The 18088-nt window shown below is 53.5% G+C and carries 15 protein-coding genes; 6 read left to right on the forward strand and 9 right to left on the reverse strand.

Annotation, left to right across the window (positions count from 1 at the left end; translation table 11 throughout):
- Positions 1-140: 140 nt before the first annotated feature.
- Together ABD949_RS16650 and ABD949_RS16655 are read right to left on the reverse strand one after the other, a co-directional pair.
- A complete protein-coding gene (locus tag ABD949_RS16650; RefSeq protein ID WP_345244990.1) occupies positions 141-1193 on the reverse strand; it encodes a methyltransferase in 1053 nt (350 codons plus the stop codon).
- Positions 1194-1358: 165 nt separating this feature from the next.
- Positions 1359-2018, reverse strand: a complete 660-nt coding sequence (locus tag ABD949_RS16655) for a hypothetical protein (RefSeq protein ID WP_345244991.1) — start codon at positions 2016-2018, stop codon at positions 1359-1361.
- 159 nt (positions 2019-2177) lie between these two features.
- Here ABD949_RS16655 and ABD949_RS16660 point away from each other — a divergent pair, with 159 nt between their 5' ends.
- Positions 2178-3524 carry a D-arabinono-1,4-lactone oxidase gene (locus tag ABD949_RS16660; RefSeq protein ID WP_345244992.1) on the forward strand — a complete coding sequence of 449 codons (1347 nt, stop codon included), beginning with the start codon at positions 2178-2180 and terminating at the stop codon, positions 3522-3524.
- 83 nt (positions 3525-3607) lie between these two features.
- On the opposite strand, the gene ABD949_RS16665 is transcribed toward ABD949_RS16660, so the two are convergent.
- Positions 3608-4078: an FKBP-type peptidyl-prolyl cis-trans isomerase gene (locus tag ABD949_RS16665; protein WP_345244993.1), complete on the reverse strand. Its 471-nt coding sequence runs from the start codon at positions 4076-4078 to the stop codon at positions 3608-3610.
- A 218-nt stretch (positions 4079-4296) separates the two neighbouring features.
- On the opposite strand from ABD949_RS16665, the gene ABD949_RS16670 reads away from it, so the two are divergent.
- Complete coding sequence (locus tag ABD949_RS16670) at positions 4297-5280, forward strand: fasciclin domain-containing protein (RefSeq protein WP_345244994.1); 984 nt, start codon at positions 4297-4299, stop codon at positions 5278-5280.
- A gap of 35 nt (positions 5281-5315) precedes the next feature.
- Here the strand turns inward: ABD949_RS16670 and ABD949_RS16675 are convergent, their stop codons facing one another.
- The 3 genes from ABD949_RS16675 to ABD949_RS16685 all read right to left on the reverse strand — a co-directional run bounded on the left by ABD949_RS16675 (position 5316) and on the right by ABD949_RS16685 (position 8369).
- On the reverse strand, positions 5316-7241 hold the full coding sequence (locus tag ABD949_RS16675; protein ID WP_345244995.1) for a monovalent cation:proton antiporter-2 (CPA2) family protein: 1926 nt from the start codon (positions 7239-7241) through the stop codon (positions 5316-5318).
- Positions 7238-7840: an NAD(P)H-dependent oxidoreductase gene (locus ABD949_RS16680; RefSeq protein WP_345244996.1), complete on the reverse strand. Its 603-nt coding sequence runs from the start codon at positions 7838-7840 to the stop codon at positions 7238-7240. Before ABD949_RS16680 ends, ABD949_RS16675 begins: the two co-directional genes overlap by 4 nt.
- A gap of 310 nt (positions 7841-8150) precedes the next feature.
- Positions 8151-8369, reverse strand: coding sequence for a hypothetical protein (locus ABD949_RS16685; RefSeq protein ID WP_345244997.1), 219 nt, complete (start codon positions 8367-8369; stop codon positions 8151-8153).
- Between the two features lie 13 nt (positions 8370-8382).
- On the opposite strand from ABD949_RS16685, the gene ABD949_RS16690 reads away from it, so the two are divergent.
- The gene (locus ABD949_RS16690) at positions 8383-10656 is read left to right on the forward strand and encodes a cation:proton antiporter domain-containing protein (protein WP_345244998.1); all 2274 of its coding nucleotides are present in this window, start codon (positions 8383-8385) and stop codon (positions 10654-10656) included.
- Between the two features lie 78 nt (positions 10657-10734).
- Positions 10735-13017 (forward strand): cation:proton antiporter domain-containing protein, encoded by a 2283-nt coding sequence (locus tag ABD949_RS16695; RefSeq protein WP_345244999.1) that lies wholly within the window; start codon positions 10735-10737, stop codon positions 13015-13017.
- A 401-nt stretch (positions 13018-13418) separates the two neighbouring features.
- Here ABD949_RS16695 and ABD949_RS16700 read toward each other — a convergent pair whose 3' ends face one another.
- Positions 13419-14138: a 3-keto-disaccharide hydrolase gene (locus ABD949_RS16700; protein WP_345245000.1), complete on the reverse strand. Its 720-nt coding sequence runs from the start codon at positions 14136-14138 to the stop codon at positions 13419-13421.
- A gap of 190 nt (positions 14139-14328) precedes the next feature.
- Between ABD949_RS16700 and aspA the strand changes: the two genes are divergently transcribed.
- A complete protein-coding gene (gene aspA / locus ABD949_RS16705; protein ID WP_345245001.1) occupies positions 14329-15744 on the forward strand; it encodes an aspartate ammonia-lyase in 1416 nt (471 codons plus the stop codon).
- 62 nt (positions 15745-15806) lie between these two features.
- Positions 15807-16721, forward strand: coding sequence for an EamA/RhaT family transporter (locus tag ABD949_RS16710; RefSeq protein ID WP_345245002.1), 915 nt, complete (start codon positions 15807-15809; stop codon positions 16719-16721).
- A 65-nt stretch (positions 16722-16786) separates the two neighbouring features.
- Here ABD949_RS16710 and ABD949_RS16715 read toward each other — a convergent pair whose 3' ends face one another.
- Positions 16787-17620 (reverse strand): alpha/beta fold hydrolase, encoded by an 834-nt coding sequence (locus tag ABD949_RS16715; RefSeq protein WP_345245003.1) that lies wholly within the window; start codon positions 17618-17620, stop codon positions 16787-16789.
- A gap of 34 nt (positions 17621-17654) precedes the next feature.
- Complete coding sequence (locus tag ABD949_RS16720) at positions 17655-18065, reverse strand: DUF3592 domain-containing protein (protein ID WP_345245004.1); 411 nt, start codon at positions 18063-18065, stop codon at positions 17655-17657.
- Positions 18066-18088: the final 23 nt, after the last annotated feature.

Genomic DNA, 18088 nt, shown 5'->3' on the forward strand with positions numbered 1-18088 from the left:
CCGATGGTACTGCCTTCACCGGTGGGAGAGTAGGTAGCTGCCACCTCATCTATTTACAACCAAGAGCCGATCCTCACCGATCGGCTCTTGCTGTTTTTAGCCGGTCTATAGTGAGAGGATACTGCTTTCAAATAAGGTTTCTATGGTTTAAGTGCCCGGATTAATCCATAGTCCAACTGCGTAGAGATATTTTCTGTTGTAGCAACAAGACCCGCTTCTGTAAACCATTGCCTATACTCCCTCCGGCTGTACGCCCTACCTTTGGTAACCCAGAATAGTTGAGCGGAATAGTCTGTAACTGCCTGTGGTCCATCCAGCGCATCGTTCAGAAAAGCATCGTGTACCCATAGTTCTCCCCCGGGTTTCAAGGTATTAGCAAAGCGCTGGGCCAGGAGTCGGCAGGTTTCAGTTGGCCAGTCGTGAAAAAGACTGGCTGCCAGAATCAGGTTCGCTTCTGGAAGTTCGTCGGTCAGCATATCGCCGGGAAGCAGAGTAACGCGCCCTGGAACGGTGTCTGCTCCGGAGCGATTGCTGCGCGAGAACGTATCAAGGCACTCTGCCGCGACTGTTAACACCTGTGGACGATCCAATACCGTGGCGGTGGCTTCGGGATTTGCTAATAGCCACTCGTACGTGAAAAAGCCTGAGCCACCAGCGATGTCCAGCAGGTGGCCATTGTGCCTTGGTAGTTTATGGGCAACAATAGGTGCTAAAAGCTGGGCTCGACCGGCTAAAGCAAGTGTCAGGCTTCGGGAGGTTTCCGGATCATCCATAGGTGATGGACCTTCCCCTTCTTTTATGTATGCAATACCTGTTGGCGTTTTAAGCGGACCATCATTTTTTAACCGCTCTACCATTTCCAGCACAGCAGGATCACTCTTTTCAAGGCCGACATACGCAGCCAGGTTAGGATTTGCACGATAGGTTAAACAGGTTCCCAGATCCGTTAGTTGCAACTGGTTGGCTCTGTTGAACGCTAGCATACCCATTGCGCAAAGTGCCGGGAAAAGAACCATGGCTGGCCGCTCCTTCAATCCAAGTCGTGTTTGTAAGTCTTCTATGGAAAGCGGACTAGTGGCCAACTCTTCAAATACATAGAGGTGGTGAACGGCGGCAATGAGTAAACGAGAACTGTACATAGCCCGCAAGTGACGGGTGATTGGAGCCAGATCTGGATGAGTGGGTAAAGACATAGTTTAGTAAGTTGGCAGTTCTCTGCAGGCAGAAAGCATACAGGATGTATAGGCCGGTTTGTAATAAAATAAGAAGCCCGCTTTTGCAGGCTTCTTATTGAAGTTTTCTATTTTCTGATGAACCACTCCCGGTACCAGTGTCGGCCTACTGAGAACGGCTGATGCCTATTTACTCTTCTTCTGGGCCTGGTTGCCATTCCAACTGACTTTAAATGTACCTCCGGTCAGCGTAATCTCATCCGTTTTATTGGTCTTTTTGCAGTTGTCGTGTTCGTGTGGATCGCCTTTGACCAACATACCACCGCCGGCGGCCGTAATCGCTTTTTCTTCGAGGTTATTCTGAATACCCAATCCCGTCAATACGGCCGAGGCCCGCTTCTGGTAGTAAACGCCTTTTAGCTTAGCTTCGAAAGTGCCTTCAATTGAGGTATCGGTAACTTTGGTGATGGTTACCGTTCCTTCATTTGACTCACCGTCGTGAAAACCCATACCTAGTTTACCGGTTTCTTCGGTGTAGTCGACCAGGGCGACCATGCCGGTCGACCGAAGTTTACTCTCCATATCAGCCTCACGGACAATCTGGTAAGTACCGGGTTTCAGATTATCGGTATATACAAAACGAACCCAGGTCTGGATGTCTGGATTAACCGACATGCCGGCAATGGCGATATAGTTTAAGCCTAAAGGCAGTACTAGCCGTTGAGCTTTGCCTTTCCATTCCTTGCCGTTTACTTTTACCGCAAAAGTGTTCACACCATCATCTGTCTGGGCCAAAGCCGGCAGGCTCAAACATAAGGTTAAGGCGAAATAAATTAATTTTTTCATACTATCTGGTTAATAGAGTTGCTTCTTGCCTGTAAAGATAGACAGTCAGGTCAGTAATCGGGCAACCGTTTACGAACTCCTTGGCGGGGGCAGAAACTTTAGCCTATTCAGGAGCAGGAGTACACTTTACGTTTTATCTTTACCTCTTCACCCTCAACCATGAAAAAGAGAACGTTTATCAAACTATCCTCAGCGGTGATCGCTAGCCCGGTGCTTTCACCCCTGCTGACCTGGGCAGGCGAAACAAAGCTAAAGAACTGGGCGGGAAATTATACGTATAGCACCGATTGTTTGCATCGGCCCTCCTCCGCAGCTCAGGTGCAGGCGCTGGTTAAGAAGTTGGACAGCCTTCGGGTATTGGGCACCCGTCATTGCTTCAATGGTATTGCCGACAGCACGCAGAACCTCGTCTCGCCAATACCGATGGAAGCGGCTATTGCCATAGACGCCCCGGCCCGTACAGTGACCGTTGATGCCGGATTAAAGTACGGACAACTGGCTCCCTATCTGCACAAGAACGGGTTTGCCCTGCACAACCTGGCTTCGCTGCCGCATATCTCCATCGCCGGTGCCTGTGCCACGGCAACGCACGGGTCAGGTATGAAAAACGGAAATCTGGCTACGGCGGTATCGGCACTGGAGATGATAACGGCAGGTGGCGACGTGGTAAGACTCTCCCGGAAGAAAGACGGCGACACGTTCCGGGGAGCCGTAGTCGGCCTGGGTACGCTGGGAGTAGTCACTAAGGTTACCCTTGACCTGCAGCCGACGTATATGATGAAGCAGTATGTATACGAGAACTTACCGCTTAGTCAGCTAAAGGAGCATTTTAACGCTATAATGGCGAGTGGCTACAGCGTCAGCCTCTTTACCGACTGGCAGAAGCAGCGGATCAACGAAGTCTGGATTAAAAGCCGGCTGGAAGCCAGTTCTGCCTTCCAGCCAAATGCTGACTTTTATGGAGCGATGCATGCGACAAAGAACCTGCATCCCATCGCTGAACTATCGGCTGAGAACTGCACCGAACAGATGGGGGTGACTGGACCGTGGTATGAGCGGCTGCCGCACTTCCGAATGGGGTTCACCCCCAGCAGCGGTAAAGAGTTGCAGTCCGAATATTTTGTGCCCCGGCAGCACGCCGTCGAGGCTATTCTGGCGGTAGAGCGGCTGCGTAACCAGGTGAGTCCGCATCTGATGATTTCGGAGGTACGCAGCATTGCCGCCGATGAGCTTTGGATGAGTCCGTGTTATAAACAACCGAGCATTGCGCTGCATTTTACCTGGAAGCAGGATTGGCCATCCGTTAGCAAGGTGTTGCCTCTGATTGAAAAAGAGCTGGCAGCCTACCAGGCCCGGCCGCATTGGGGAAAGCTTTTTACTATGGCGCCGGCCAAACTTCAGTCGCTCTATGAAAAGCTCCACGACTTTAAACAGCTGGCTAAGCAATACGATCCTAAGGGCAAGCTTCGCAATGAATTTATTGCCCGGAATCTGTATGGCAATTAAGCTGGCTAATACCATTGGTCGTTTGGCGAAGTTACTGCCGCCAACAAAAAAGGCCGCGTGAACGGCCTTTTTGCAATTAAGCGTTAATGTTGATGACCGCCGGGTCCGTGTACGTGGCCGTGGGCGATTTCTTCCGCCGTGGCGTCGCGAACTTCTATGATTTCAACGTCAAAATTCAGTTCCTGACCAGCCAGCGGGTGGTTGGCATCGATAGTGACCTGCTCACCGCCGACCTGGGTGACGGTGACAATCTGGCCATGATTGGCCTGAAACTGCATGCCGGGACGGACGTCCTGCGTGCCAAAGGCGCTGCGGGGAACCTCCTGCACCAGCTCGGGATCACGTTCACCGTAGCCTTTATCGGGAGATACTTTCAATTCAAACTTATCGCCTTCTGTTTTGCCTTCGAGGCCTTCTTCCATGCCCGGAATCAGATTGCCTTCTCCGTGCAGATAGTAGAGCGGATCGCGCCCCTCACTGGAGTCGAGTACGTTGCCGTCATTATCGCGAAGCGTGTAGTTGATGCCGGCTACTTTGTGTTTTGAGATTTGCATGGACTGTAATGGATTATGTCGACAAAGGTTGTATAATCTGTAATGGTAAACAACTTTGCCGGGGGATGTGCTTACCAATATTGTTATGAACTGAGTATATGGCTTGGTCCCACACTCGTAAAAGGCAACAATACTTTACCTGAGGGGTTGGTACTTACAGGTGCCGCCGGATTGGGCAGCCGCCAGTGGATACTTACGTTCACGAATTGTAAATTGATATGATAAACCGATTGTTTTTCCAGGTCACGACGGGCCTATGGCTGGCTACGCTGATTGCGGGCAGTCTGGCGCTGACCAGTTGCGAAAATACTACTGATGACGATGCCAATATAAGTCCGCAGTATCAAACCGCAGCCGACTGGTTTGACGCCAGCACCAATACGACGGCGGGAAACTACTCTCTATTCAGCGCTTCACTAAGCCGGGCGGGCCTTACCGACTCGATCCGGAGAAACAATATAACCTTGTTTGTGCCTTCCGATGCGGCCTTCCGCCGGGCTGGGTATGCTGATGTCAATGCCATTAATGCGGCACCTATTGCTACGTTGCAGCAGGTACTCCGGTACCATATGCTGCGGACTAACGTACCCCCGTCGGTGTTCGAAACGTCGGGTACGGCAACCGTAACAACGGCAGGCAATGCCATGGCGTACATCAACCGGAACACGGCTACCAACCGGGTATATATCAATAATGCGCAACTCCTGGAGACACAGCTGCTCAGCAACGGAGGAACTCTGTATCTGATCGACCGGTTGCTTATGCCACCGGCCGGCAATCTGCTCCAGGTGGCGCAGACTAATCCAAACCTGAGTTTACTGGTAGCGGCTGTCAGACGGGGAGGGGCTGCGGTACTGAATGCGCTGTCGACATCGGCTAACCCGCTCACAGTTTTTGCGCCGACCAATGCCGCGTTTCAGGCGGCCGGCTATGCTGATACAACGGCGATTAACCGGGCCGATGCGGCAACCTTACAAAACATACTGACGTATCATGTGGTGAACGGCCGGGTATTTTCGCCTTTCTACACAACCGGGAGGGTAACAACCCTGCAGGGAGGAACGGCCGCCGTTACAGTCAGTGGCAATGCCGTCACTATCCTGGGTAGTGGCAACGGGACGTCAGCCGCAAATGTAACGCAGCCTGATATGATGGCTACCAACGGGGTGATTCATGTAATCGACCGGGTATTGCTGCCGTAGCAGATGAATAAACACAGGAACCGGATCTGTTGACATTAAGCGTTAACCGGACCAGTGGTTCCGTTCTCTGGTCGTATAAACATACCACGGTTAGCCTCTTCGCGCAGACTGTCCGGGTCCCAGCCTTCGTCAACTTCTTTGAGCCACCGGTTCGCTTCGTCTGAGCCGATGAGTTGTTCGAGTTCCTGAATACGCCGGCGGGCCGTCGAGAAGTACTGCTTGCGGTCGTGTCGGACGGCCGCCAGTTCAGTCAGGGCTTTGTCGTCGTGCTTAAGAAAGAGCCGGGCCGCCCGCTGGGAGTGATACGCCCGCATGCCCAGCAGTTTCATGGCATCGACGCCCAGGCGCAGGGAGGTGTCAATCGTTTCGCGATAAATATGCTCAACGCCTGACTCCATAAAATCATAAGCATCGTCGCGGTCATAAGCCCGGACCAGAATCTTGAGGTGCGGAAAGTGTTTCTGTACGGTTTCGACGAGGGCCTTTGATTTTTCCGGCGAACCAAGGGCAATGATAATGAGCTTGGCGTGTTCGGCCCCGGCCGAACGCAGCAGATCGTACCGGGAGGCATCGCCATAGTAGACTTTAAGCCCAATCTTCCGCAGCACATCAACCCGGTCGGAGTCAAAATCGAGTACCGTGGTACCAATCTTGTTGGCCCGCAGAAAGCGACCGACAATGTTACCAAACCGCCCGAAGCCTGCAATAATGACAGGGTGGTGTTCGTCTATATGATCTGCCTGCTTCCGGGGTGTTTCTTTGGTCCCGATCCGGGGTAGCAGCACCTTCTCGTTCAACAGAAAAGCCAGCGGAGTCAGCGCCATACTGATGGCTACGGCGGCTGTCATAAGGCTAACCAGTTCAGCGGGCAGAATGCCGTTTTGCAGGGCGAAAGACAACAGAACAAAGGCAAACTCGCCCACCTGGCAGAGGGCCAGGGCAAAGGTGAGGTTCTGGTCGGTGCTGAGTTTGAATCGTTTTCCCAGAATAGCCAGTATCGTGGCTTTTGCCAGCATCATACCGCCAACGATAGCGGCAATGAGCCCCGGATTTGAGAGAATCAGGTCGAAGTTGATGGAAGCGCCGACAGATATAAAGAACAATCCGAGCAGCAGTCCTTTAAACGGGTCAATGTCGCTCTCCAGTTCGTGTTTGTATTCGCTGTTTGCCAGTACGACCCCGGCCACAAACGAGCCGAGGGCCGGACTAAGGCCTACCGTCTCCATCAGCAGTGCTACACCCACCACCAGCAGCAGGGCCGTGGCGATAAATACTTCCCGCAAGCCGGTGCGGGCAATGATCTGAAAGACGGGGCGCATAACTACACGTCCCAGAAATACCACCGCCAGCACCGCAGCCAGCACCACCAGCATCCGCAGCCAGCCCGGCAGTCCCCCAACCAGCGAATCGTGCCCGTGATCACCGGCAATCGTACTGACCGGGAACGTTGCCAGCAGTGGCAGCAGGGCCAGAATAGGAATCACGGCGATATCCTGAAACAGCAATACCGAAAACGTACTCTGCCCGGTTGAGGTTTGCATCAGGCCTTTTTCGTTCATGGTCTGCAGCACAATCGCCGTCGAGGACATGGACAGAATCATCCCTAGCGCCAGTGCCGGTTGCCAGGCCAGACCGGCCAGGATACCTAATCCGCCGATCAGCAGGGCGGTGAGCAGAACCTGCAGGCCGCCCAGACCGAGAATAGGTATCCGTAATTTCCAGAGCAGTTCAGGTTCCAGTTCAAGACCGATCAGGAACAGCATAATGACCACGCCAAATTCGGCAAAGTGCATAATATCCTGGCCTTCGGCCCCAACCAGCCCCAGTACGGCCGGACCGATAGCCACCCCCGCCAGCAGGTATCCCAGCACGGAGCCGAGTCCCAGTCGTTTGGCCAGGGGAACAAAGAGTACGCCTGAGGCCAGGTAAATAATGGCCTGAATTAGAACGGTGCGGCTCATAACGGCTGATTAAGTGGGATAAGGTCGTTGAGATTTTCCAGATTTTTCACGGCGTTAATATCGAACTGGCCACTGGCCAGCATTTCCAGAAACTGCTGATACCGGCTTACGTGGTGCCGGATCATTTCGTCAGTCAGCCGGTGTGTACCGGAGATGATAAACGGCGGAAGGTAGGTCATTTTGCACAGGTTGGCAGTCTGGTCAAACGGGGCCAGAAACTGGCGGATGGTAAAGCGGTTAAAGCTGCCTTCCCGGTACGCTTCGTGGCGGCCGCCGACCGTGACGGCATTCATCATTTTCTTGCCGGTAAGGGCTACGCCCTCCCGGCCGTAGGCCCATCCATGCTCCAGCACAAGATCCTCCCATTGTTTGATAATGGCCGGGGAACTATACCAGTAAAACGGGTGCTGCAGAATAACGTACTCGTGGTCCAGCAACAACTGCTGCTCCCGGTCAATATCAATATCAAAATCAGGGTAGTTTTCGTAGAGATCATTAATGGTGACAAAGTCGAGTGTTTTGAGCATCGACAGAATCAACCGATTGACGCGGGATTTCTCCAGGGCCGGATGTGCAAACTGGATTAGCAGGCGAGTCATGCGGGATATGGTAACGGTGCCGGATTAAATAAAATTATCTGGCAAGATAAGGAAATAAGCCGAATTGTTGAACAGGGGAACGCCTGGTCCTGCTGCATGTAGCGTCACTGCCAGACTGGGGTACGGGCTTGGTAGTCTTGACAGAAAACGCTAAGTTTGTTTAGAGGCATGAAAGGAGACCCGCTGCACATACGACAGGGAAGGCACCAAACGGGCCGGATGGCTGGCGGCCTTCCTTCTTGTGCTGTTGCCGATAGTTTTGGTTAAGGCGGAGCCGATAGCCGAGCGGAAAGGCAGGCATTCCGCCCCGTCAGGGCACAAATCCAACTGCTTTTCCGACGCGACTTTGTTCAGCGTCCGGACGAACACGCATGAGTTTCCATCGCCGGGCTTCCTGCCGGTCCTGCCAACGGCCCTGTGCCGGGCTTTTGCGCGGCAGGAGTCGCTGCCGCTTCGCCGTTATCGGGATCTCCCGCCAGGTCTTGAACTTGCGTTGACAGGCCTTGTTCTGTAGACTTGTTACCCTCAACCCGTTTGTCTGTATGGTCCACTTACCAAATCTGATCCGTGATCTGGCGCTGATCTTAGGCGCAGCGGCCGTCACGACCCTGCTTTTCAAGCGCCTGAAGCAGCCATTGGTGCTGGGTTATATTCTGGCCGGGTTGCTGGTAGGGCCTAATCTTCCGCTTTTTCCAACCATCGCCGATCCGGAGACAATCCGGATCTGGGCCGACATTGGCGTGATTATCCTGCTGTTTAACCTTGGGCTGGAGTTTAGTTTCAAGAAACTGGCTCAGGTAGGAGGAACCGCTGGGCTGACTGGTCTGATTGAGATCGGCGGGATGCTGGGACTGGGCTACCTGACGGGGCAGGTGCTGGGTTGGTCGACCATGGACTGCATCTTTCTGGGGGGTATGGTTGCTATTTCATCGACCACCATCATCTTCCGCGCCTTTGAAGAGCTGGGGGTGAAAACCCAGCAGTTTGCCAGTCTGGTATTCGGTATCCTCATCATTGAAGACCTGGTTGCCATTCTGCTGCTGGTACTTTTATCGACGCTGGCGGCCACCAATCAGCTGTTCAGTACCGAGATGTTGACGGCGGTGCTGAAGCTTGGTTTCTTCCTGGTAATCTGGTTTCTGGGTGGTATTCTGCTCATTCCTTCGCTGCTGCGGGCCAGCCGTAAATTCATCAATGACGAAACCCTGCTGGTGATCTCGCTGGCCCTCTGTCTGGGCATGGTTATGCTGGTGACCAGTGTGGGCTTTTCGTCCGCTTTGGGTGCTTTTATCATGGGCTCTATTCTGGCCGAAACGCTGTTTGTAGAGCGCATCGAACACCTGCTCAAGCCGATCCGGGATTTGTTCGGCGCGGTGTTTTTTGTGTCGGTCGGTATGTTGATTGATCCGGCGGTGCTGGTTCAGTATGCCGGTCCCATTGCGCTGATTACCGTGGTGGTTATTGCCGGTAAGGCGTTTCATGTAACCGTGGGTGCCCTGGTGGCAGGTCAGCCGCTGAAGGGGGCCATCCAGACCGGCATGAGCCTCACGCAGATCGGCGAATTTTCCTTTATTATTGCCACGCTGGGGTTGAGCCTGCGGGTAACCAGTGATTTTTTGTATCCCATTGCCGTCGGGGTATCGGCGCTGACTGCTTTTACAACACCGTATCTGATTCGGGCCGCCGGGCCGGTGTACGATTGGCTGGAGGGGCGGCTGAGTAAGCGGACCCGGATGGTGCTGAGCAGCTACAGCGCCGGCGCGCAGACCATCGGGAGCGTAAGCAACTGGCGGGTGCTGATGCGGTCGTACGTTCAGACGATGGTGGTGAACGGTATTGTGGTGGTAGGCATTATTCTGCTGGCCACGCGGGTGTTGTCTCCATACTGGCTGTCGCATGGGATGCAACCCGTCTGGGCGCAGTTGCTGACCGGGCTGATCGCGCTGTCGCTGATGATCCCGTTTCTGTGGGCACTGGCCTTCCGGCCCGTCAACAGCTCGGTTAACGTGCAGGGGTGGGCAGCCAAAAAGTCGTTCCGGGGGCCGCTGCTTGTTTTAACTGTCGGCCGGGTCGTGGTGGCGGTTGGTTTAGTCCTGTTTTACCTTAGTCAGCTTTTCTCCCTGGCCGTGGTGGTTATGGTGCTGCTGTTGCTGGCCTTACTGGCTGGCTTGATGGTAGATCATGTCCCGCTGATCTATGATTTGATGGAAAGGCAGTTTTTGTTGAATCTACACGCTCATCAGCACCAGCAGCATGCCCGGCCCGGCTGGAACCTGCGGCCCTGGGATGCCCATCTGGCCTATGTCGACGTAGCGCCGGAGTCCTCGCTGATCGGTAAGCCGCTGCAGGCTCTGGCCTTACGCGAACGGTTCGGCATCAACATCGTGTCTATTGAGCGGGGCCGCATCACCAAACTGGTACCGAACCGGACAGATCAGCTATACCCCAACGATAAACTGGCAGTCATCGGTACCGATCAGCAACTGGAACAATTCAGGCATTTGCTGGAGTCAGGGGAGACAGAAGATACGTCGCTGGATACGGTGGTGCAGGAGGTGTCGCTGCAAAAACTTACGGTAGATACCTCGTTTCCGTTCGTTGGCCGGTCGATACGGGAATCGGGTATCCGGGAAGCCACCCAGGGGTTGATCGTGGGTATCGAGCGGGAAGGCAGGCGCCTGCTCAATCCCGACTCCACCACCATCTTTCTGGCGGGTGATGTACTCTGGCTGGCGGGAAACACCAAACTGATTAAGCGCTTTCAGAAACATTCCAAAACGCACTCAGAAAATCCAGCTATCCCTAGAGATTCGTAGCTGGAGCGAATTACGAAAGAGGGTGGTCGTAAATAAAAAAATGTTGCGGGGGCTGCCTAAACCGCTATACGTCGGTTTATGGAGAGAACTCCTGCCGGAAAGCAGGATTCCGAACAGGAATTATTTATGACCCACTTGCCCTATCTGATCCGTGACCTGGCTTTAATTTTGGGTGCAGCGGCCGTTACGACCCTGCTCTTTAAACGGCTTAAACAGCCCCTGGTGCTGGGCTATATCCTGGCGGGGCTGCTGATAGGCCCTAATTTTCCGCTTTTCCCGACCATTACCGATCCGGAGACGATCCGGATCTGGGCCGACATCGGCGTCATTATCCTGCTGTTCAACCTCGGGCTGGAGTTTAGCATCAAAAAACTGGCTCAGGTAGGAGGAACGGCCGTTATAACCGGCATTTTCGAGATTTCGGGGATGCTGGTGCTGGGCTATCTGACGGGGCAGGCGCTGGGGTGGTCAACCATGAACAGTATCTTTCTGGGCGGGATCATCGCCATCTCGTCTACGACCATCATCTTTCGCGCCTTTGAAGAGCTGGGGATTAAAACCCAGCAGTTTGCCGGCGTGGTATTTGGGGTGCTGATCATTGAAGATCTGGTTGCCATTCTGCTCATGGTGCTGCTGTCTACCCTGGCCGCTACCAATCAGTTGTTCAGTACCGAGATGCTGACGGCGGTACTAAAACTTGTCTTCTTTCTGGTAATCTGGTTTCTGGGGGGCATTTTCCTGATTCCCTCGCTGCTGCGGGCCAGCCGTAGATTCATCAACGACGAAACCCTGCTGGTGATCTCGCTGGCCTTGTGTCTGGGCATGGTCATGCTGGTAACCAGTGTCGGCTTTTCGTCTGCCTTAGGCGCGTTCATCATGGGTTCTATTCTGGCCGAAACGGTGTATGGTGAACGCATTGAACACCTGCTCAAGCCGATCCGGGATTTGTTCGGCGCGGTGTTTTTCGTGTCGGTGGGAATGCTGATTGATATGACGGTGCTGGTGCAGTATGCCGGTCCCATTGCGTTGATTACCGTGGCGGTGATTGTTGGTAAGGCCGTGTACGTGACACTAGGCTCCCTCATTGCCGGGCAGCCGCTGAAGGGGGCTATCCAGACCGGCATGAGCCTCACGCAGATCGGCGAATTTTCGTTCATCATTGCCAGTCTGGGGTTAAGTCTGCGGGTAACCGAGAATTTTTTGTACCCGATTGCCGTGGCAGTGTCGGGAATTACCGCCTTCACCACGCCGTATCTGATGCGGGCGGCTGAACCGGTATACGGCTGGCTGGAGAACCGGTTCAGTAAACGTACCCGGATCATGCTGCGAAACTACAGCGCCGGAGCCCGGAGCATCGGCAGCGTAAGCGACTGGCGGCTGCTGATCCGGGCCTACCTGCAGACCATGCTGATCAATACCATTGTCATTGCCGGTATCGTCCTGTTAACCTCCCGGGTGCTTTTGCCGGCTCTGGTAAACGGGAATATGAGCCAGGCCTGGGCGAAACTCCTAACTGGCCTGGGTTCGCTGGTGCTGATGGTGCCGTTCCTTTGGGCCCTGGCCTTACGACCCGTTTACCCGGCTACCTACAATCGCATCTGGGCCGATAAACAGGCCTATCAAGGGCCGCTGGTCGTGCTCAACAGCGTTCGGGTTGTGCTGGCCTTAGGGTTGATTCTGTTTTACCTGAATCAGCACTTTTCGTTTACCCTGATGATACTGGCCATGCTGCTGATTGGGCTAATCTGGTGGCTGATGGGTAAGCGGATTCCGTTTTTGTACGACCGCATTGAAAAGCATTTTCTGGTGAACTTTCACGGACGACAGCAACACCAAAAAAACCGGCCCGGCCGTAACCTGCTGCCCTGGGATGCGCACCTGGCTTATGTGGAGGTCATCCCGGAGTCGGCGTGCGTGGGTAAGACCCTGGAAGAACTGGCAATCCGGGAGCGATATGGTGTCAACATTATTTCTATTGAGCGGGGGCGGATCACCAGGCTGGTACCGAACCGGTACGACCGGCTCTTTCCGGGAGATAAACTGGCTGTTATTGGCACAGACTCGCAACTGGAGCAGTTCCGGACGCTGGTAGAAGAGGATGGGACTCCGATAACTACGCCGGTTCATGAAGTCTCGCTGGAGCGAATCACCGTTGATGAAGCATTTCCGTTTGTTGGACAAAGTATCTGGGAGTCTCAGATCAACGAAAAAACGCAGGGCCTGATCGTGGGCATCGAGCGGGAAGGCAGGCGCCTGCTCAATCCCGACTCCACTACGCTCTTTCTGCTCGGCGATGTGATCTGGCTGGCCGGCAACACCCGGCTGATCAGGGAGTTTCAAAGACAGATACGGGTGCATTGAGGAGGCTGGACACTGGACGTTAGATTTGATGTCCAGGGCGTGTGTGGTGTCCAATAGTCAGTGTCTTTTTCCGTTTGCCTTCAACCATCCTGGTAAAAAATGGGTCTTTTCGGCAAAGACTAGGCTGATGAAACAACTCATACTTTTTTGCCTGCTGGCCATGCTGGGTGTGACAACCGCCGGCGCCTGTTCCTGCATGGATGGGGGGGGCGTTTATGGACGTGGTTCAGGGGGTATACGGCAAACCGCAGATACTCATTGCTCGCGTGCGGGTGGTAGGCCAGCGGGCGCACGGCATGGAGGTAAGGATGACGGATGGGCTGTATGAAGGGGCTTTATATTGTCCGGGTTTCCGCATTAGCCGATGTCCGTCGCCAGTTCCGGTTGTTGACATACTGAGGTTACAGTTCCTGAACCCGGATGTTGCGGAACCAGATAGGGGCGCCGGCATGCTTGCCCTGAAAGCCAATATAGCCCTGCGTGGGCAGGGAGGAGAGTGGTTTGCTGAGCCAATTAGGAATGTCGGTGCCGTCGGGGTTCTTTTTGGCGGAGGTGTACTCGCTCAGATCGATGGTATTGACCAACTGGTTGTTTAATACCACCCAGATCTTTTTGCCCTGGCAGGTGATGGTGTAGCGGTTCCACGCACCCGGCTGCTTCACCACGTTTTGCTTCGTAGCCGCCTTGTGCCCGAATATAGCGGCACACTGGTAGTACGCTGGCGATTTTCTCCATTCCTCGCTGTAATCATCGGCAATCTGAATCTCCACCGAATTGGGTATCCAGTTGACGGTATCGCTGGCGTAAACAATAACACCACTGTTGGTGCCCGGTGCGGTCTTGAATTCCAGGTCCAGGATAAAATCATTGTACGGCCGTCTGGTCCAGATCGATTTGTCTTCGGTAGCGGTCAGTTCGCCGTTTGTCAGGCTCCAGACACCTTTGGGATAGGTAGCGTTAGACAGATCAGCCTTGAACAGGTTGGTCCAGCCTTTGCCGCTGGTTTTGGGGTGCTTTTTCGGGGGGATCTGCGCACAGGCAATAGACAACGTAAGTAAAGCGAACGTAGCTAGGAGCAGTTTACAGGTTTTTATAGTGTTTGAAAAGAGGCCGGTGAGCATAATACGGTGGGTATGGTGGCAGGAATGGGTGTAAGGTAGGAAAATGTTCCTGTTTCAGCAACCAATGTTGCACCGGGAAAACCGCTTGGGCGGGTAAAAAAGCTTCTTAACTTTTTTACGTGCAGGTGGTATGTACTAGGAGCAGCGGTAAACGCCGGCCTGCTACCGAAGCATAATCCTGCATTTTCCGATGGATGACATAACATACCGCGTTGAGCACGATTTTCTTGGCGAAAAACAGATCCCCAATACCGCCTACTACGGGATTCAAACCCTGCGGGCGCTGGAGAACTTTACCATAACCGGCATCACCAACGCCACCGAACCCTACTTTATCCAGGCGTTTGCCTACGTGAAAAAAGCGGCTGCCCTGGCCAACCGGGATCTGGGCGTACTGGACACCCAACTCGCGGAAGCCATTGTGTTTGCCTGCGACAGGCTGATTGCCGGTGAATACCAGGACCAGTTTCTAACGGACCTGATTCAGGGTGGTGCCGGTACGTCGGTCAATATGAACGTGAACGAGGTAATCGCCAACATCGGCCTCGAATACCTCGGCTACCACAAAGGCGAGTACCAGCACCTGCACCCCAACAACCACGTCAACTGCTCACAGTCGACCAACGATGCCTACCCGACAGCGCTCATGATGGCCCTGAACCGGAAGGTAGAAGCCTACCTGGATGCGCTGGCGGCCTTGCGGCAGTCGTTTTCCCGGAAAGCAGATGCGTTCAGTGACGTGCTGAAAATGGGCCGGACCCAGCTGCAGGATGCCGTCCCCATGACGCTGGGGCAGGAGTTTCATGCCTTTGCGACCACCATTGGCGACGATATCCGGCACATGCGCGAGGCCCAGCACAAGCTGCTCGAATGCAATATGGGAGCTACGGCCATCGGCACCCGCATCAACGCGCCCGAAGGCTATCCGGAACTATGCGTGAAGTACCTGGCCGAGGTCTCCGGCCTGCCCATGCACCTGGCCCCGGACCTGATTGAAGCCACCTCCGACATGGGTACCTACGTGCAGGTGTCGGGCTCGCTGAAACGCAGCGCCATTAAGCTCTCAAAGATCTGTAATGACTTGCGGCTATTGTCGTCGGGACCCCGCACCGGCCTGAACGAGATCAGGCTGCCGCCCCTGCAGCCGGGGTCTTCCATTATGCCGGGAAAGGTAAATCCGGTAATTCCGGAGGTGGTAAACCAAACAGCTTTTTATGTGGTGGGAGCCGATATGACCATTACCATGGCCGCTGAAGCCGGACAGTTGCAATTGAACGTGATGGAACCGGTGATTGCGTTCAGCCTGTTTACGGCACTCAACTACATGACCAACGCTGTGAATACCCTCTGGACCAAATGCGTAGACGGCATTACGGCCAACGTGGATGTGTGCCGGAATATGGTGATGAACAGCATCGGCATCGTCACGGCCCTCAACCCCATTCTGGGTTACGAGACATCGGCCGCCATTGCCAAAGAAGCGCTCGCGACGGGTAAATCAGTGCATCAGCTGGTAGTGGTGGAGCGTCAGCTGATTACCCAGGCCAAATGGGATGAGATCTATTCGTTTGAAAATATGGTTCATCCGGCATACATCGCTTCATAAATCGTTGCAATTTTGGGTCAACTTTCGTTCGTACGCCTACGGACTACCCATTCGTAACGATTATGCTCTATCTGATACTCAGCGTACTGTTATCGGTAGTATTGCTGCTTAATTTCCGGGTATTTCCCCGGTTCCAGGTCAATACCTTTCAGGCCATTGTCTTTAACTACCCCGTCTGTTTCCTGACCGGTTATTTACTGATGCCGGCCGGACAGACGTTTACCGTGGACCTTTCGCAAACCTGGACTTGGCTCGCCCTGGGCTTAGGCGTGGGCTTTATTATCACCTTTATGCTGTCGGGGGCTTCCACGCAGCGGATGGGCATTACGGTAACGTCGCTGGCCAATAACCTGTCGCTGGTGATACCGGTCTGTTTCAGCCTGTTTGTGTTCCGGGTGGGCGGCAAAACCTTCGATGGCTGGAATTACTTCGGTCTGGTGCTGGCGCTGGTGGCGGTGGGCCTGAGTACGGTTAAGAAAGAAGAGAAAGCCCAGCGCCGGACGGTTGGTATAAACGTGTTGCTGCCGGTGGCGGTTTTTCTGATGTACGGAGCTACCAACACGCTGATCAACTACATGAACATCCACTACATTCCATCCACCGACCAGACCGTATTGGTAACCCTGGTGATGGTGCTGGGGGCCGTTATCGCCGGGATGCTGATGCTGGCGGTGCGGCTGGTGCAGGGCAGGGAAAAACTGGAAGTCCGTAGTCTGGTAGCGGCCGTTACGCTGGGTGTACCCAACTTCCTGAGCTTTTACACCCTGCTGCTGGCGCTCTCAGCTTTCGGCGGCAATGGTGCGTTTGTGTATCCGCTCTACAACATCGGCGTCATTCTGGTAGCAGCCCTCACCGCAGGCTTGTTCTTTCACGAAAAGCTATCAATCGCCAACAAGATCGGTTTAGCCCTGGCCGTTCTGGCTATCGCGCTGATTTCCTGGCAGGAGCTGGCGGGGTGGGTTGCTCCACCAGAATAATTACATAGAGAAAAAAGTTGAATACCTGATTGGGCTTAATCATAGCCTAGTTGGTTGTAATTACTTTATTTAATAAATTCCTGAATAGCATTGATAAACTCCTGAACGGCTGCCTGTGGGGCTGAATGACCACCGGCAATTTCTTTTGCCGTTACCCGTGGAAATTCTTCGGCCAGTAACTGATTAATACGCCTGTGAAAAGCCACAGTTCCTTTTCCCGTAAGTAGTAACACCGGCTGTTTAAAAGCGTGCAAACGAGTAATGGAGTCGGTATGATTGGCAACAACAGACAGCCCCCGCAATCTGTCTTTTTGTTTCACCCACACCGGCCACTGTGGATGCCTGCGGAGTTGAGTTGTATCGCAGTGGTCGAGTATACACCTAAATTGCGCCAGTTGTCCTTCCGTTATTGTTGATGAAGGGGTAAAGGATTTTGAGAGTTGGATCATTTGCTGCATTCCCTCGGGTGATTCCCCTTTAGCTTTTGCTACCCAAAAGGCCGGTGGTTCATAAAGCACCAGCTTTCGGATACGCTCCGGATGATTTAGCGCAAAGTCCATGGCTAATAAAGCGCCAAAGGACCATCCGATAAGTGTTACAGGCTCCTTAACTCCTAAAGCGTCAAGTGTTCTTCCAATGGCCTCACTTTCCTGTTTCAACGAGTATCCGGGTGGCAGTGGCAGGCCTTCGTTAGCGTATTGCACGTTGAAGTGCTCCATGCGGATGACCCGGTGATCAATGCTTAATACCGCAGCGGGCTCGGAAAAGGATTTCATATCCCAACGGCCACCTGCCAGTAAAACAACAGGCGCGCCTTTCCCTTCCATAATAACTTTTTTGGTGGAATATTGGGAAAACAGCAAAGTCGGATTAAGAAGCAGAAGGAATACCAGTCGCATAGCTTTTATAAATATTTATCGGCAAACAGGCTGTTCATAACGTTTCCAAATTCAACATCAAATAAAGTTTATACATCATATATACAATGGCGAGGGCTATAGCAACGACAAATAGCAGAAACCAGTTGTCGTTCCAGGCTCCTTTGACCGTATTGTGATGTGGGTTATCCGGCAAATAAAACACATCAACCGTCCCGTTTATCCGGTACTCACCCGGCCGGGTGGTGAGGTTACCCTTGTACTGTCTGCCGTTCGAGGCAATGAAAAAGTAGTACACTACCGTCGTGTTTGATTTTCTATTGGTAGTGATATGATAAACACTTGCCCTGGTAGCCCGGCCGGTTGTCAAGATCCGCTTTGCTAAATTCTTTTTATAGATAAAAATAGCCAGCGGCAGAAAGCCAAGCAGAGCAACACACAGCAGCAGGATGTTGATTCCGTTCATAGACCCAGTTTAACAGACATCGT

Origin of the sequence: Nibrella saemangeumensis, assembly GCF_039541915.1 — a bacterium.
In the GTDB taxonomy this organism is placed as follows: Bacteria; Bacteroidota; Bacteroidia; order Cytophagales; family Spirosomataceae; genus Nibrella; species Nibrella saemangeumensis.

Coding starts and splice junctions, on each gene's coding strand:
- ABD949_RS16650 (WP_345244990.1), bottom strand. CDS start 1,193: ATGTCTTTACCCACTCATCCAGATCTGGCTCCAATCACCCGTCACTTG.
- ABD949_RS16655 (WP_345244991.1), bottom strand. CDS start 2,018: ATGAAAAAATTAATTTATTTCGCCTTAACCTTATGTTTGAGCCTGCCG.
- ABD949_RS16660 (WP_345244992.1), top strand. CDS start 2,178: ATGAAAAAGAGAACGTTTATCAAACTATCCTCAGCGGTGATCGCTAGC.
- ABD949_RS16665 (WP_345244993.1), bottom strand. CDS start 4,078: ATGCAAATCTCAAAACACAAAGTAGCCGGCATCAACTACACGCTTCGC.
- ABD949_RS16670 (WP_345244994.1), top strand. CDS start 4,297: ATGATAAACCGATTGTTTTTCCAGGTCACGACGGGCCTATGGCTGGCT.
- ABD949_RS16675 (WP_345244995.1), bottom strand. CDS start 7,241: ATGAGCCGCACCGTTCTAATTCAGGCCATTATTTACCTGGCCTCAGGC.
- ABD949_RS16680 (WP_345244996.1), bottom strand. CDS start 7,840: ATGACTCGCCTGCTAATCCAGTTTGCACATCCGGCCCTGGAGAAATCC.
- ABD949_RS16690 (WP_345244998.1), top strand. CDS start 8,383: ATGGTCCACTTACCAAATCTGATCCGTGATCTGGCGCTGATCTTAGGC.
- ABD949_RS16695 (WP_345244999.1), top strand. CDS start 10,735: ATGGAGAGAACTCCTGCCGGAAAGCAGGATTCCGAACAGGAATTATTT.
- ABD949_RS16700 (WP_345245000.1), bottom strand. CDS start 14,138: ATGCTCACCGGCCTCTTTTCAAACACTATAAAAACCTGTAAACTGCTC.
- aspA (WP_345245001.1), top strand. CDS start 14,329: ATGGATGACATAACATACCGCGTTGAGCACGATTTTCTTGGCGAAAAA.
- ABD949_RS16710 (WP_345245002.1), top strand. CDS start 15,807: ATGCTCTATCTGATACTCAGCGTACTGTTATCGGTAGTATTGCTGCTT.
- ABD949_RS16715 (WP_345245003.1), bottom strand. CDS start 17,620: ATGCGACTGGTATTCCTTCTGCTTCTTAATCCGACTTTGCTGTTTTCC.
- ABD949_RS16720 (WP_345245004.1), bottom strand. CDS start 18,065: ATGAACGGAATCAACATCCTGCTGCTGTGTGTTGCTCTGCTTGGCTTT.